Source organism: Labrys sp. (in: a-proteobacteria) (assembly GCF_047605565.1).
GTDB lineage: Bacteria > Pseudomonadota > Alphaproteobacteria > Rhizobiales > Labraceae > Labrys > Labrys neptuniae.
In genome coordinates this window covers 1-15549 of record NZ_JASGFM010000047.1, presented here as the reverse complement: position 1 = coordinate 15549, position 15549 = coordinate 1, and the positions used below count along the sequence as shown (strand labels likewise).

Annotated in this window: 14 protein-coding genes; 7 read left to right on the top strand and 7 right to left on the bottom strand. The window is 63.5% G+C overall.

What is annotated here, in order from left to right:
* Positions 1-4 precede the first annotated feature (4 nt).
* Positions 5-988, top strand: a complete 984-nt coding sequence (gene dgcA / locus QM672_RS28255) for an N-acetyl-D-Glu racemase DgcA (RefSeq protein ID WP_415086603.1) — start codon at positions 5-7, stop codon at positions 986-988.
* Here dgcA and QM672_RS28250 read toward each other — a convergent pair.
* Positions 958-2160 carry an MFS transporter gene (locus tag QM672_RS28250; RefSeq protein WP_415086602.1) on the bottom strand — a complete coding sequence of 401 codons (1203 nt, stop codon included), beginning with the start codon at positions 2158-2160 and terminating at the stop codon, positions 958-960. The two genes, dgcA and QM672_RS28250, sit on opposite strands and share 31 nt — an antisense overlap.
* On the opposite strand from QM672_RS28250, the gene QM672_RS28245 reads away from it, so the two are divergent.
* On the top strand, positions 2141-3586 hold the full coding sequence (locus tag QM672_RS28245; RefSeq protein WP_367622540.1) for a hypothetical protein: 1446 nt from the start codon (positions 2141-2143) through the stop codon (positions 3584-3586). The two genes, QM672_RS28250 and QM672_RS28245, sit on opposite strands and share 20 nt — an antisense overlap.
* A gap of 103 nt (positions 3587-3689) precedes the next feature.
* Here QM672_RS28245 and QM672_RS28240 read toward each other — a convergent pair whose 3' ends face one another.
* From QM672_RS28240 to QM672_RS28225, 4 genes are read right to left on the bottom strand one after another with little or no spacing between them, the layout of a single operon-like run.
* Positions 3690-4316: an ABC-type transport auxiliary lipoprotein family protein gene (locus QM672_RS28240; RefSeq protein ID WP_415086601.1), complete on the bottom strand. Its 627-nt coding sequence runs from the start codon at positions 4314-4316 to the stop codon at positions 3690-3692.
* A 16-nt stretch (positions 4317-4332) separates the two neighbouring features.
* Positions 4333-5910: an MlaD family protein gene (locus QM672_RS28235; RefSeq protein ID WP_367622541.1), complete on the bottom strand. Its 1578-nt coding sequence runs from the start codon at positions 5908-5910 to the stop codon at positions 4333-4335.
* A gap of 56 nt (positions 5911-5966) precedes the next feature.
* Positions 5967-6773, bottom strand: coding sequence for an ABC transporter ATP-binding protein (locus tag QM672_RS28230; protein WP_311940331.1), 807 nt, complete (start codon positions 6771-6773; stop codon positions 5967-5969).
* A gap of 2 nt (positions 6774-6775) precedes the next feature.
* Positions 6776-7798, bottom strand: a complete 1023-nt coding sequence (locus tag QM672_RS28225; RefSeq protein WP_311940329.1) for an MlaE family ABC transporter permease — start codon at positions 7796-7798, stop codon at positions 6776-6778.
* Positions 7799-8093: 295 nt separating this feature from the next.
* Here QM672_RS28225 and dgcN point away from each other — a divergent pair, with 295 nt between their 5' ends.
* From dgcN to QM672_RS28210, 3 genes are all read left to right on the top strand, one after another.
* A complete protein-coding gene (gene dgcN, locus QM672_RS28220) occupies positions 8094-9101 on the top strand; it encodes an N-acetyltransferase DgcN (protein WP_415086630.1) in 1008 nt (335 codons plus the stop codon).
* Between the two features lie 57 nt (positions 9102-9158).
* Positions 9159-9845, top strand: coding sequence for a fumarylacetoacetate hydrolase family protein (locus QM672_RS28215; protein ID WP_415086598.1), 687 nt, complete (start codon positions 9159-9161; stop codon positions 9843-9845).
* Between the two features lie 148 nt (positions 9846-9993).
* Complete coding sequence (locus QM672_RS28210) at positions 9994-10941, top strand: L,D-transpeptidase family protein (protein WP_415086596.1); 948 nt, start codon at positions 9994-9996, stop codon at positions 10939-10941.
* 12 nt (positions 10942-10953) lie between these two features.
* Here the strand turns inward: QM672_RS28210 and QM672_RS28205 are convergent, their stop codons facing one another.
* Positions 10954-11835 (bottom strand): AraC family transcriptional regulator, encoded by an 882-nt coding sequence (locus tag QM672_RS28205; protein WP_415086594.1) that lies wholly within the window; start codon positions 11833-11835, stop codon positions 10954-10956.
* 236 nt (positions 11836-12071) lie between these two features.
* Between QM672_RS28205 and QM672_RS28200 the strand changes: the two genes are divergently transcribed.
* Both QM672_RS28200 and QM672_RS28195 read left to right on the top strand, forming a co-directional pair.
* Complete coding sequence (locus QM672_RS28200; protein WP_311940320.1) at positions 12072-13103, top strand: NAD(P)/FAD-dependent oxidoreductase; 1032 nt, start codon at positions 12072-12074, stop codon at positions 13101-13103.
* 159 nt (positions 13104-13262) lie between these two features.
* Positions 13263-13787: a universal stress protein gene (locus QM672_RS28195; protein WP_311940318.1), complete on the top strand. Its 525-nt coding sequence runs from the start codon at positions 13263-13265 to the stop codon at positions 13785-13787.
* A 100-nt stretch (positions 13788-13887) separates the two neighbouring features.
* On the opposite strand, the gene QM672_RS28190 is transcribed toward QM672_RS28195, so the two are convergent.
* Positions 13888-15144 carry a hypothetical protein gene (locus QM672_RS28190; RefSeq protein ID WP_394309313.1) on the bottom strand — a complete coding sequence of 419 codons (1257 nt, stop codon included), beginning with the start codon at positions 15142-15144 and terminating at the stop codon, positions 13888-13890.
* Positions 15145-15549: the final 405 nt, after the last annotated feature.

Sequence of the window (15549 nt, the reverse complement as noted above, 5' to 3'; positions counted from 1 at the left end):
CGCCATGGCCGCGCATCTTTCCGTCGCCGTGGAGCGCTGGCCGCTCGCCAACGTTTTCACCATTGCCCGCGGATCCAAGACGGAGGCCGTTGTGGTCGTCGTCGAGATCTCGCGCGATGGCCTGAGGGGACGCGGCGAATGCGTGCCTTATGCGCGCTATGGCGAGACGGTAGAAGGCGTGGTCGAGGCGATCGAGGCACGGCGTGGGGCGATCGAGGCCGGGCTGTCGCGTGCCGCTCTCCAGGACCTCGTCCCAGCCGGTGCCGCCCGCAACGCCATCGATTGCGCCCTGTGGGATCTGGAGGCCAAGCTTGCCGGCAAGCCGGCCTGGGCCATGGCGGGCCTGGCCGAACCCGGCCCGCTGACCACCGCTTATACGATTTCACTGGGCGAGCCGGAGGCCATGGCAGAGGCAGCGGCAGCGGCCGCGCATCGGCCACTGCTCAAGATCAAGCTCGGCACGCCCGATGATGCCGCGCGCATCGCCGCCGTCCGCCGCCATGCCCCTCAGTCGCAATTGATCATCGATGCCAACGAGGGCTGGCGGGCCGACAATCTCGCGGCCAATCTGCGCGCCTGCGCGGAGGCCGGCGTCACGCTGATCGAGCAGCCGCTGCCGGCCGGGGATGATGGCGCCCTTGCGCAGGTGGAGCGGATCGTGCCGGTCTGTGCCGATGAATCCCTGCATGACCGCGCGTCGCTGCCGAGCCTCAAGGGACGCTATGACGCCATCAACATCAAACTCGACAAGGCGGGCGGCCTTACCGAAGCCATCGCGCTGGCCGGGCAGGCGCGTTCGCTGGGGCTCGACCTGATGATCGGCTGCATGGTTGGCACGTCCCTAGCCATGGCCCCGGCATTGCTGCTTGCCGGCCAGGCCGTCGTCGTCGATCTCGACGGGCCGCTGCTGCTCGCCCGCGACCGGGAACCCGGCCTGCGCTATGACGGCAGCACCGTCTATCCACCCGAAGCCGGGCTCTGGGGCTGAGCGCCACTCCTGCGCTCGATCGTACCGGCGACGACCACCAGGCCGGTGCCGATCATGGCGATCAGGGCCATGGCGAAATAGCCATGGGCTGAAAACAGACCGTAGAGTTCGCCGGACATCACGGTGCCGAGGGTGAGGCCGATGCCGATGACCGAGGCGACCACGCCCTGGCGCGCCGAGGGATTGCGCGTGAAGCGGGCGACCCATCCCATGGTGGCCAGATGCACGCAGGCAAAGGAAAAGCCGTGCAGGGCCTGGAGCCCGGCCACGGCGAAGCCATTGGCGGGAGCAAGGCCCAGCAGGATCCAGCGTGTGATGCCGACAGCTCCGCCGAACAGGATCAGGCGGTAGGGACCGAGCCGCCCGGCAATATTGCTGCCGAACAGGAAGACGCTGGTTTCCAGCACCACGCCGATGGCCCAGAGCACGCCGATCTGCAGGGAAGAAAAGCCCTGATCCTGCCAGATCAGCGTGCCGAAACTATAGAGGAAGGCGTGGGCCCCCTGCAGGCAGGCAATGCCGGCAACGAAGACGATCATCAGCTTGAGCGGGGGCGAGGTGCCTTCCGATGCCGGCCGCATGACCAGCCGCCGGCCGCGGCTGCGATCGTCCGGCAGGGACAGGCCGGCGAAAACCGTGAGTGCCGCCAGGATCGCCAGAATCGGCGGCACCGTCGTGATCGGCAGATGCTTCAGCACCAGACCGGCGGTGAGTCCTGAAACGAGCCAGGCGAGCGAGCCCCATTGCCGGATCTGGCCGTATTTATGGCCATGCAGGCTGACACCGCCCAGAACGATGGTGTCGAGCAAGGGCGTGGTTGCGGCCACGAAGGCAAAGGCGATGGCCAGATTGATGGCGACCGCGGTGAAACTCTCGGCAAAAGTGAGGCCGGCATAACCGAAGGCCGCGCAGCACACCATGAACAGAAAGGTGCGGCGTGGGCCGAGCGGACCGTCGCCGACCCAGGCGAAGGGGGCCGAAGTCACGCGCATCAGCATGGGGATGGCGAGCAGCAGGCCCATATCGCTGGCATCGAAGCCCCGCTCGACCAGCCAAAGGGGAAAGAAGGGCGTGTAGACGCCGGGGCCGGAGAGCAACAGGGCGTAGGTCACGCTGGCTGCGATCGCAGATTTGCGTGAGACGCTCCAATCCTTGAAGGAAATCAGCGACATCGGGGGAAAACAACCGCACAGGATTGGCTCCGGGCGGGCGCTTTGGATTATATGGGGTGAGAATCAGGACAACGACGATTCGTTGATTCTCTTACGCCCGCCTGTGCCAGTTGACGAGGGCCATTTCATGCAATCGCTTTCGCCCGAAACGCTGCTCAGCGAAGAGGATTACGGCGCCATCGAAGCGGCCGTGATGGAGACGGCGCGGGGGCGCTGGTTCCTGGCCGAATATGCCCGCCGAAACCGCAATGCCGACACCGAAGTGGTCTTGGCGGCGATCCGCCGTCTCGAGCGTCTCGTCCATAGTGCCGGGGCGCTGGATGCCCGTGACGAGGTCACGCGCGGTATGGCCGATATCGCGCAGGCGATCGCCGCTGCCCAATCGGCTCCGGTAACCGTGGAGGTTGCTGCCAGCGTGGCTTCGTCGCCGGGGAATGCTCCGCCCTCCCTTGTCGAGCGCCGCGTGGAAGAGCAGACGTCGGTTTTCGGAAGGAGCGATGCGGCAACCCAGACAGACAGCACCGGATCCGTTTCCGAAGCCGGATCGGATGGCGTGGATGCTGGTTCCGCCATGACTCCTGAACTGGCGGAAGATACGCCCAAGGACGAAGTTGCAGAGCCGATCGAGGCGGAAGCTTCCACGATGATGGCGTCGTCGACCGCCGAACCGGAGCAGGCTGAACCGGTTGCCGGGCACGGGGCTGAAGTCACTGGCACCGATCGGGGATGGGCAGGGCTCGAACTTGCGGCAACCGAGATCGCGTCCTTGGGTCTGCCGCCCGACCTGGCGAGCCCTGACAGCCCCGATGCCCCGTTCACCCAGCTGGCCGACGAGCAGGCTGGAGGCGAGATCGGCGCCACTGCCATCGAGCAAGACGAGGCTGTTTCCGCGACCGGCGGCGGCACGGCGGAACCCGGAGAGCTCTTTCCGATCCTGGAACTCGATGAGGAGGCGACCGAGGCGTTGCTGACGCTGGACGTGCCGCGCCAGGAACTGATCCTGCCGCCCAATCACCTCGCTACTCAGCGCTGGCACAGGGAACTGGCGGCCGGCGAGGAGACGGCTCAGCATCGCCTCGACAAATGGGCGGCAATTTCGGGCAAGGGCGATGGCGCTGCCGGTCTTTCAATACCGGAGAGCGAGCGAGACAAGGTGCTCGACATGGTGGCGGTGGTGGAGGAAGCACTCGAGCCTGCACCTCCTCCCGGGCTGGTGACCTTCATCGATGAGGAACCGATGGAGGAGGAGCACTCGATCTTTACCGCTCCCCTCAGGCTCGAGCCTGAGGCGGTGGTGGACAAGGACGTTGAGGTCGCCGTCGCACACCGGCCCGCCCCGCCGAAGGCACGCGAACTCGCGCCTCACCTGACTCTCGGCGAAATCGAGATCATGCCGTTCACCAAGAAGGCTGCGCTGTTCAGCTGAATCGAACCGGCAGGCGGCGGAGGCATGATCGCCGGGGCGGGTTGAAGGGAATCAAAGGATATCCCTTTTGTTTCAATCTATTATGATTAAATCCTAATCGAAATCATGATGCCAGGGATGCCTTGCCCGTCGTCCAGGCCACGATCTCGATCAGCACTTTACGCAGGGCTTGATCGAGGGTGGCGGAGGCCTGCTGATCGGTCAAGCCGGCGGCGGGGACACGGGCGGAAAACAGATTGGCGGCGACGATGCGCCCCGATTTCTGGCTGACCACCCGGGCGGCAACCGTGACCACGGCGACGGGCGAAGTGCCGGCATCGATCTGGAAATCACGCAGTTCCGTCACCAGCAGGGCATCGGGCGTGAACTTGTCGTCGGGTCGTCCAACCATGCCGATGCGGTGGGCATTCTCGAAGGTCTGAATCAGGCGGGCCTGCACCAGCACGGGCAGGCGGTCGGCCCATTGGGCCGCAGGCAGATAGGAAATCTGGCTGTTGGCGCTATGCACCAGGATGCGGTCGCTATTGATGGCCTGCAGCGCGGTCGGCTCTGCCACCATGATCTGGGCGCGGCTGTTGCCGCGTGCCTCGACGTCCCGGGGGGCGCTGAGGTCATAGGTGGCCGGCGGTGGCGAACCGGCCAGCGTGGAGCACCCGCCGGCCAGCAGGGTTGCCGCGAGCGCCAGGGCCTTTGCCGGACGGGCGGGCAGGGGGCGGAGGAGGGAACGCATACCGACACCACGCATATCATTTACCCTTGTAATCAGGGATATTCGATTTCGGCCCGAAGATCAGCTGTTGTGGATTGCGCTGAAGTCCGTTGAGGGTCCGCTGCAGATTCTGCAGGGTTTTCTGTCCGTCAACGGCCAATTGCCGATAATCCCGCAGACCGGCACCGGTGAACTGGTCGAGATTCTTGGCCAATGCCGCAGTACGGGCGTCGAGATTGGTGGCGAATTGGCGGATGGCTTTGGCCGCTTCGGTGATCTCGGCGAACATGCCCTGGCCGCCCTGGCCCGAGGTCATGGCGGTGATGTTCTTCATGATGCCGTCGAGCTGGTCGGCTGCGCGGTTGAGCTTCTTGGAGATATCGCCGGCATCGGCGACCACTTGGCGGACCTGGGCGCTGGAGTCGCCGAGGGTGGTCGCAAACTTGTTCACATTGGTGACGACGCCGTCGATCTTGGCCGGATCGAGCGCGGTCGCGACCCTGTTGAAACTGTCGAAGGCAGCGGCAAGCTTGGGCGTCATTGCCGACAGGTCGCCCGAAATCCTGCGGGCATCCTTGACGAAAGCCGTGATTTCTTCGGCGTTCTGGCCGAGGGCTCCGGTGAAGGCGGCGACGTTGTCGACCACCTGGTTGACCTTCCCGCTATCGACGGCAGCTGTGATGCGGTTGATGTTTTCGAGGCCCGCATCGAGCTTCGGCGCCATCGCATTGAGCTGCGCCGTCAGCGAGGAGGCATTGGTGGCGAACGCCTGCAGCGGCTCGCGGCTGTCGGCCAGGGTCTTGCTGAAGGCCGTGATATTGTCCACGGCAGCCTGCGCCTTGGCGGCGTCGAAGGCCTTGGTGAACGACGTCAGATTGTCGGAAGCCAGGGAAACGTTGCTGACGATATGATCGATCTTCTCGGGTGAAACCGCCTTGAGCAAGGCCTGCAGGTCGGATGTCATGCCGTTGAGGTTGTCGGCCACGCGCTTGATGCTCTGGGCAGCCTCGCCGGTGCTGTGCAGGAAGTCGGAGACATTGGCGGAATTGTCGGCGAGCGCCTTGGTGAAGGCTTGGACGTTCTGGATGGTCGCCGTGGCATTGCCCTCGTTCTGGGCGATCCAGCCATCCAGGCGGTTCATGGTGGAGGCCGCCTGGGTGATGGTGTCGCGCGCGCCATCGACCAGGTTCTGCAGCTCCGAGCGCTGGGCCTGGATCACGGCATATTGCTGGTCGTCCTTGGGCTTGAGGTCCTCGGTGTTCGGCTTGCCGCCATAGAGCTGGATGTTGGCGCCGCCGGTGATACCGGTGAATTCCAGTCTCGCCGAAGTGTCGACCTTCACCGGGGTCTTGTCGCGGACGCTGATGATGGCGATCACGCCCGAGGGATTGTTGGGATTGATCTCCAGCGTTTCGACCTGGCCAACCCGGATACCGTTGAAAGTGACACTCGACCCGACGGTAAGGCCCGTGACGGAACCGGCGAAATCCACCTGGAAACGCCGGACCGTCTGGCTCTCGCTGATGCGGGCGAACCAGACCACAAAGCCGAGCGCTGCGGCGACGACTGCAAGCGTGAACAGGCCGATCAGGGCATTGTGAGCGCGTGTTTCCATGGGTCAGGCACTATCCATGTTCAGCTCGATGTCCATGCTCAACTCGGTCTCCATGCTCAACCCGGTTTCCTGGCGCCGTTACTGGCGGTCGCCAAGGCGGCGCGGGCACGGGGGCCATGGAAATAGGCGCGCAGCCAGGGGTGTTCGGAAGCGAGCATGGTCTCCATCGGGCCTTGGGCCAACACGCGTCCCTCGCCGATCGCCACGATGCGATCGCAGATCGCGTGGAGACTGTCGAGGTCGTGCGTCACCATATAGACGGTCAGGCCGAGTGTCTGCCTGAGCGTGGCGATCAATTCGTCGAATTCACCGGCGCCGATCGGATCGAGGCCGGAGGTCGGTTCGTCCAGGAAAACCAGGTCCGGATCGAGGGCCAGCGCCCGCGCCAGTGCCGCGCGCTTGATCATGCCGCCGGAGAGTTCCGAGGGACGCTTGTCGGCAGCATCGGGCTTGAGGCCGACCAGCGCGATCTTCAGCATGGCGAGCTCGTCCAGCAGCTTGGGCGAGAGCTTGAGATATTCGCGCATCGGAACCTGGATGTTCTGCTTCACCGTCAGGGAGGAGAACAGGGCGCCTTGCTGGAACAGCACCCCCCAGCGCCGGGCGATGCGCTGCTGTTCGCGCGGGCGCAAATTGAGATAGTCCAGGCCGAAGACCTCGATCTGTCCGGAGTGAAGCGGCGCCAGGCCGATGATGGTGCGCATCAGTACCGATTTGCCGGTGCCCGAAGCGCCGACAACCCCGAGGATCTCGCCGCGGTAGACGTCCAGGCTGAGACCGTCGAGGATGAATCGGGGTCCGAAGTTCACGCGGACGTCGCGGGCGGAGATGATGGTTTCGCGGGATTGGTCTGGGGGCGCCATGGTCAGAAACTGATGGATGCGAAGAAGATGGCGAAGAGGCCATCGACCACGATGACGATGAACATGGATTTGACCACCGAGGCCGTGGTCTGACGCCCGAGCGATTCAGCCGATCCCTGGACCTTGAAACCTTCGATGCAGGCGGTAATGCCGATCATCAGCGCCATGACCGGCGCCTTGATCAGGCCGACCAGGAAAGTGTGCATGGTCATCGAATCGCGCAGGTTCTGCAGGAAGGTGGTGGGCGTGATGCCGCCATAGCCCCAGGCCACCAGAGCGCCGCCGAACATACCCGCCATCGCGGCCAGGAAGGTCAGCATCGGCAGGGCGATGATCAAGGCGAGGATGCGCGGGATGACCAGGACTTCCATGGGATCGATGCCCATGACATGCATGGCATCGATCTCCTCGCGCATCTTCATCGAGCCGAGTTCGGCCGTGATCGCCGAACCCGAGCGGCCGGCCACCATGATGGCCGCAAGCAGCAGGCCGACTTCCCGGAACATCAGCACGGCCAGGGTGTACACCACCAGCAGCGTGGCACCGTAATAACTCAGCTGCAGGATCATCTGCTGGGCCAGAATGGCGCCGACGAGGAAGGAGATCAGCGCGATGATCGGCACGCCGCGCAGGCCGATCAATTCGATCTGGTTCACCACTGCGGCCCAGCGAAAGCGTGTACGCGCCGTAAGCAGGCGTCCGATCGCGCGCATGGTTTCGCCGAGGAACACATTCATGTTCACGGCATCATGCACGATCCGGCGCATGGACTGGCCGAGATCGGCCAGGAGTTCGATGAGATGATGCGCTTCCGGCGGCTGTGGGGGCGACGTAATGTTCTGCGCCGCGATCTCCGCCAGCAGGATCGCCTGCGCTTCGGTAGCATTGGTGATCTCGAGCGTGGAGTTGCGCGCGCCGAAGGCCGCCCGGATATTCTCGATGACGACCCCACCGAGCGTGTCGAGCTGCGAGACGCCGGACAGGTCGAACTCCACCACCGTATTGGCCGGGGCGGCCTTGATCATGATCGCGGAGAGTTTTTCCAGATGCCGCGAATTGCGTGCGACCCAGGCGCCTGTTGGCGCCAGCCGAGCGGGACCCGTCTGGGTCAGATCGCTGTTGTCTATGTCCTGCTCGGGCTTCAAGTTGCGAAACGGGCTCTTGCGGGGGAATCACTGGAGGTCATACTAATCTTTCGGGCATGATGCGCAAAAAGCCCCGTGCCATTTTGCCAATATTTCTGTGCAGTCAATAGGATAGCGTGTGACGGCGCGACCCGGCAACCACTGCGCGCATATCTTCAGGAAGGTCGCCGCCCCCATGCAGATCGAAAAGCCCTATCTGATGTTCGTTGGCGACGTGGCCGACCAGCTTGCCGCCAAGACCGCGGCCGGTATCGTCGACTGGCGCAGGGACTGGTGCCTCGGTCAGTTGCGGCTGCCGGGGTGCAGGGCGGATCTGGGGCTGGAGGACATCGGCATTGGCGAGGGTGTTCGACGTGGCGCGCGGACGCTGGTGATCGGGGTGGTCAACGCCGGCGGCGTCCTGCCGGAGCATTGGATCAGCGTGATCGTCGAAGCGCTGGAAGCCGGGCTCGACGTCGCCTCGGGCCTGCATCGCCGGCTGGAGGAATTTCCGCAAATTGCCGAAGCCGCCCGGCGCCATGGCCGGCAGCTCCACAATGTGCGTATCCCGGGCCAGAGTTTTGCCACCGGCAAGGGCACCAAGCGCAGCGGCCTGCGTCTGCTCACTGTCGGCACCGATTGTTCGGTCGGCAAGAAATATACTGCCCTTGCCCTGGAACGGGAGATGCGGGTCCAGGGGCTCGACGCCGATTTCCGGGCCACTGGGCAAACCGGTATCCTGATTTCGGGGCGGGGCGTGGCTGTGGATGCGGTGGTGGCCGATTTCATTTCCGGCGCCGCCGAATGGATCAGCCCCGATGCCGACCCCCGTCATTGGGACGTGATCGAGGGGCAGGGCAGCCTGTTTCATCCCTCCTTCGCCGGCGTGACCCTCGGGCTGCTGCATGGCGCCCAGCCCGATGCTTTCGTCGTCTGCCATGAGCCGACCCGCACGACCATGCGTGGTGTGCCGGCCGCCTTGCCGAGCATTCGAGCCGTCATCGACGCCACCATCGCCAATGGCCGCCTGACCAATCCGGGCATTCAATGTGTCGGTATCGCCGTCAACACCCAGGCCCTGGACGAGACGGCTGCCAGGGCCTGCCTGGCCGAGATCGGCGAGACCGAGGGCCTGCCCACGACGGATCCCGTGAGGTTCGGTGTGGCCGATATCGTCAGGCGCTTGAGGGAAGTGTTCGACTGACTTGCGCTTGTCGGCGCGATGAGCCGGAGCGTTCCAATCAACCAGGAAGATCTTGCGATGGACTATGTCATTGAACCGCCGCCACAGGCCTTCGTAGCGGTCGCCGGTGAAGCCGCCGTCTTTCCGGTACGGCGCATCTGGTGCGTCGGCCGCAACTACGCCGACCATGCCCGCGAGATGGGAGCCGATCCTACGCGCGAGCCGCCCTTCTTCTTTGCCAAGCCTGCCGATGCCGTCAATCCCGGCGGCCTGTTGCCGTTTCCGAGCCAGACCTCGGATCTGCATCACGAAATCGAGCTTGTGGTCGCCATCGGACGGGGCGGACGGGACATTTCGGTCGAACGGGCGCTCGACCATGTCTATGGCTATGCCGTCGGCCTCGACATGACACGCCGGGACATCCAGGCCGAGGCCAAGAAGCTTTCCAGGCCGTGGGAGCTTGCCAAAGGCTTCGACCAGTCCTGCCCGATCGGCGCCATCGTGCCGGCGGCGCGCATCGGCCACCCCGACAAGGGCAGGATCGAGGCGACGGTCAACGGCAAGGTGCAGCAGTCCGGCGATCTGTCGCAGATGATCTGGTCGGTACCGGAGGCGATCGCCTATCTGTCGCGTTATGTGGCGCTGGCGCCCGGCGATCTCCTGATGACTGGAACGCCGGCCGGGGTCAGCTCGGTGAAGCCGGGCGACACCCTGCGCGGCAGCTGCGAGGGGATCGGGGAGATCGTCGTGAGCTACGAGGAGTGACGGGGCGACGACTTGTTCGCCGCACATTTCCCATGAAAATCCGGGCGGGACCGTAACCACCAAGGCCGCAGCAATCACAAATCCGCCGGAAAAGCCTGCGATTGCTGGGTCGATTCATGTAGATGATAGAGTTGGAATGACGAGGCGCATGATCGGTATTGGCGTTTCGATACTTGCGCTGACAGGAGCGTTCACGGCTTTGCCCGCGATGCTTGATCGCTCGGGGCTCCATCTGCCGTTCAAGGATGAAAAACCGCCTGTTTTTGCCGCCCTTCCGCCTGGTATTCCGCTCGAACAGCGTCACCTTCAACCCATACCGATGTCGGTTCGAACGGTGATGGCAAAAGCAGGCATGAAGAGCGCCGATCCGGTGTTGATCCGCATATTCAAGGCCGAAAACGAGCTTGAAATCTGGAAGAAAGGCGCAGACGGGCGCTTTTCTCTTCTGAAGACATGGCCCATCTGTAGCTGGTCGGGTGAACTCGGGCGCAAAAGGCGCGAAGGCGACCGTCAATCGCCGGAAGGGTTCTATACCCTGACCAAAACCTCGCTCAATCCGCGCTCGGCCTATTACCTTTCCTTCAACCTCGGCTTTCCCAACTCGCTTGAACGTTCCCTTGGCTATACCGGGTCTGCCCTGATGGTGCATGGCGCGTGCCGCTCTGTCGGCTGTTTCGCCATGACGGATGGTGGCATCAACGAAATCTATCCGCTGGTGCGCGACGCCCTGGACGCCGGGCAGCAAACCATTCAGGTGCAGGCTTTTCCTTTCCGCATGCATGCCCGGAACATGGCCGTCAACGCGAGTGGCCCCGACCTGGCCTTCTGGCTGAATCTGAAGGAAGGGTATGATCATTTCGAAGCCACGCGGCGGGAACCAACCGTGGCAAGCTGCGGCGGGCGCTACGTCTTCAACGCCCGCAGCTCGGTCCCGCTGGAGCCGGCAAAGCCGTGTCCTTCGCTGGTTGTCTCCCCGGATACTCTCGCTGCCGTTGCAAAGTACCGTGCCGGAGACGAAGCCGATTTTACCAAGGTGGCGGTTGACGTCGCACCAAGCTGGCGCCGCTGGCTGACTCGATTGGGTGCCAGCCTCTGATCCGGATGGATGTCACTTCAACGGCAGGTTCACGGCCGTCAGCCATTCGGACGGCGGCGCGCTACGCGGGTCGTTGAGATATTCCTCGAAGCAGGGCGCCTCGCCCGGCTGACGCCCGGAATGCGGCAGCCAGCTGTGGTAGAGATAGGCATAGGCGATATCGAGATCGGCATAGGTGCCCTTGTGCACAAGCCGGGCCACGGGGCCGCCGCCAACCTCGCGCCAGGCCATATCCGGGGCGAGCGGGCTATCTTCCGGCACGGCGAGGCCTGCCTCGGAGCGCAGTTCCGCGAGAGGCTTGCTGTCGGGATCGTCATAATAGATGCCGATCATGCGGACGCCTGGGCGCAGCAGGCCGTGGCCGCCAGCCCAGGCGAACAGGCGCTCGAAACTGGCGCCGATCTTCTGGTAGTCGCCGCGATGGGGCAGGGTGACCAGGCGGAGTTTGGGCACAGTCTCGATGGTGACGTCATAGTGCAGGGTTGAGCGCAAAGCAGTGGCACGGGTCATGGCTTGAGATCCTGATGGCTGAAGGACCGGGCGCAGATCCTGGCCCGCACGCCGATAGGCGGCCGGCGGCGAGCCATAGGAGGCCGCAAAAGCGCGGGTGAAGGCCGCCACCGATCCGTAGCCTGCCCGGGTGGCGATGCGTACCAGCGCGTGCTGCGAGCGATTGAGCTCGACGGCGGCACGATGGAGGCGCAGCCGCCGCACAGCCTCTGCCACGGTTTCTCCCGTGACCGCGACGAAAACGCGGTGGAAGTGGTAGGGCGAGAAGCAGGCAATGTCGCTCAGATCGTCGAGTTCGAGCCTGTCGTCGAGATGATCGGCGATATGGCTCATCACCCGTTCGATGCGAGCTGCATAGGCAAGGCTGGTTTCGTGTCGGGTCATGATCTGTCTCCGGTGGCCTCACCCTAGCTGCGCTGATTTGATCATGATTGCGGAGTTGACGAGGGCATGCGCTTCGTTGACTTTGGTCAGCCTTGCTGCCCTAGAGCAAAGCGCGTTTAGACGGAAACGCTGCATTGCTCTCACTCTTTGATCGGACGCGTCTTTGCGATTCTTGGCGATTCCGCCAAATCGCAAAACGCTTTAGAAGCTGCTGTGAACCACCTATCGGACAGATCATGACTGAGATTATCAAGACCGACGTGCTCATCGTCGGCGCCGGGCCTGTCGGCCTGTTCTCCGTATTCGAACTCGGTCTGCTCGATATCAGGGTGCATGTGGTCGACATTCTCGACAAGATCGGCGGCCAGTGCGCCGAGCTCTATCCCGAAAAGCCGATCTACGACATTCCCGGCTTCCCGATCGTGACGGGGCAGGAACTCGTCGACAATCTGCTCAAGCAGATCGAACCGTTCTCGCCCGTCTTCCATCTGTCGCGCATGATCTCCACGATCGAGCGCATCGGTGATCCCCTGTTCCGCGTCACCACGGATGCCGGCGACGTGTTCGAGACCAAGACCGTGGTGATCGCCGCCGGCGGTGGCTCCTTCCAGCCCAAGAAGCCACCGATCGAGGGCATCGAAGCCTATGAGGGCAAGTCGGTTTCCTATGCCGTCAGGCAGATGGAGGCTTTCCGCGACCGCTCCGTGCTGATCGTCGGCGGCGGCGATTCCGCCCTCGACTGGACGCTGAACCTGCAGCCCATCGCCAAGCGCGTGACCCTGATGCACCGCCGCGATGCGTTCCGGGCTGCTCCCCATTCGGTGGAGAAGATGCGGGCCTTGGCTGCAGAGGGGGCGATGGACCTGAAATTCGGGCAGGTCGTCGGCCTGGAGGGAGCGGATGGCCAGCTCTCGGGTGCGGTGATCCGCGAGGATTCCGGCACGGTCTACACCTTGCCGGTCGAGCACATGCTGCCCTTCTTCGGCCTGACCATGAAGCTTGGACCGGTGTCGAGCTGGGGGCTCGATTTGCACAATGACGAATTGGTGCTGGTGTCCACCGAGACCTTCGAGACATCGCAGCCGGGCATTTTCGCCATTGGCGACATCAACTGGTATCCCGGCAAGCTCAAGCTGATCCTGTCGGGCTTCCATGAAGGCGCACTGATGGCGCAGAAGGCTTTCCGCTATATCTACCCAGAGAAACGCTTGACGTTTCAGTACACAACCTCATCGTCTTCCCTGCAAAAAAAACTCGGTGTGCTCTGAACTTTTTGGCATCCCAAGCGTTTGCAATTCGTCAGGGGGCCCTATATCGATTAGGTACATCCGTCCAAGGATGGCTGGGGCGTGCTCTTTCAACTGAGGCGTGACGCCATAACGTCTATTCTGTTCTGTGCGTCAGCTCGGCCAACGGGAGTAGACAAGATGTTCAAGTCGATCGTCGTTCCTGTCGATATTGCAGATCTGAAACTGGCCAGACTCGCCATCGACAGCGCAGTGAAACTTGCCGATACCGCCGGCGCGACGCTGACCCTGGTCCATGTCGTGCCGATCATGCCCCTGATGATGCTGGATACGGTGCCCGTAAGCTTTGAAGGCGAAGTCGCCGAAAAGGCCAAGGGCTCGCTCGCCGATCTCGCCCGCACGGTGCTGCTGCCGGGCGGCCAGGTGCAGAGCGTGGTGCGGATCGGCGGCATCTACCACGAAGTTCTGGCCATCGCCGAGGAACAGCAGGCCGATCTCGTGGTGGTCGGTTCACACCAACCGAGTGTCGCCACCTATCTGCTTGGCTGCAATGCGAGCGCCATCGTACGCCATTCCGGCTGCTCTGTGCTGGTCATCCGTGAGGAGAAGCCACACGCCGAGGAAACCACCGACGATGTGTCGCCGCATTTCGCCTCGGTCGACGATGCCATGCGGGCAGCCTGGGAAGCCGACAAGCTGCATTGAAGCGCGAGACGGCGCCGTTCCTGATGGATTAGGCCTCTGCCTCATAAAAAAGGCGCAGCGAGGCCGCGAAGGCCACAGCCTGTCCCGGGGCGTCGGGCTCTCAGGCGCCGCAGGACGCCATGGCGTCGTCGAGCGTTTTCGAGGCGTCTTCGGTCGGGATCGCTTCCGATCGACCGACCGGCTCACCGGCCTTGTCGAGCACGGCGACGGTGAGATTGCCGCTCCTGCGCAAATCCCTGACATCCTTGGCGGCGAGCAGGGCGGCAACACTCTGTTCGCCATTTCCGGCCGCCTCTACGCTGTCTATCGCAATCTGGCGCCCGGCAATTCTAAGCGATCGCGCCGAGACGGCAGCAGCCCGCATACGTTCGAGATCGAGCGGCGCCAGGGCCTTGAAGGATAGTTCGAGGCGCGCCGTCTTGCTGTCGCGGCAGGCGAGGGCGACACGGAACTGCTCGCTGGCGAATTCCGCGGTTGCCGGCAGGCCCGCGGCCTGGATGAGGGTCCAGCGGCCGTGGCCGGCCGGCGGGATGCCCGGCGAGGCCTTGAGCCCCACGCTCGGCTTGGCGACAGCGGCCATCGGCTGCTCGTTCCCCCTGCCGGTGAGCAGGCTCGAGGTCGTAACGGGTTCATCGGAGGCCGGCAGCAGGGTCGTGGCGACCCCGACCGGGATCCACTGGCTTTCAGGCAGTACGTCGAGGCTGTTGAAGGGGGTGCGCAGGGTGGTGGTGAAGAACGCTTCGTTCACCCCCAGAGTCTTGACGAAATCATAGACACTGACGACCTCGCGACCATAGTCACGCACGATCTGGCCCATTTCGCGGGCATCGAAGCTTTCGCCATCGGTGAATTGCGGCGAGAACTGGTGCACGCCGACCTTCGAGCCCGGCACGACGAAACGCGCTGTACCGCCCAGCATCACCATGGTGCAGGCCGAGAAGCAGCCGGCCTGATTGAAGACCGGCTGGCCGCGCTGAAGGCGGGCCTGGCCGATCACGGTCGTCCATCCGGCCTTGCGGATGCGGCGCCCCATGATCAGGGCAGGTTGCACCTTGCCGCCGATCGACTCGAAAGCGATGATGACCTTCGTCGCATCGCTTGGTGGGAATTGCCCGTCCGCAGGTTCCGCCGGCAGCACACCGCTCAGGCGGTTCTGCGAGAGGAAGACGGCAAAATTTCGCGAGGTTTCGTCGACGATCTGGCCCGAGGCATTGATCACCACGCATCCCGGACAGGATTTGCCGGAGGCAATGATGCTGAATTGCATGGGCTGCGAATCGTCGCCTGCCTGGACCGTGCCGGTTGCTGCGAGCAGGGCGAGAACCGCGAGGCTGGCCGGTTTGCCCGGCCGTGGCATGAATTGTTTCGCAATGGCGGTTGCCTGGCGCAAATCCACGGCCTCTCCGATCCCGTACACAACACTTGGGTGGCAGCCTTCATGGCCGTAAGCGCTGCTTCGTTGCAAGGGTGAAATCGGCGAAATTGCCTTGAATCATGAGACGGTTGGTCGGCGTGACAATCCTGCCACAGCCATCGCTCCTCAAAATTGTGCTGGGGGCTCGATGTGCTTTTTCGCGCGTTCGATGTGTTAACAAAAGGTGATACTCTGCGAAGGTGCATAAGACCGGTCGGGCCATGATGATGCGACGTTATATGTGGGGTCTTTTTCTGCTCGCCGGCCTGCTTGTCGGGGGCGAGGCTCTGGCGGCCCAGAAGGCGGCTCTGGTGATCGGCAACAGCGCCTATCGCTCGGTGACGCCTT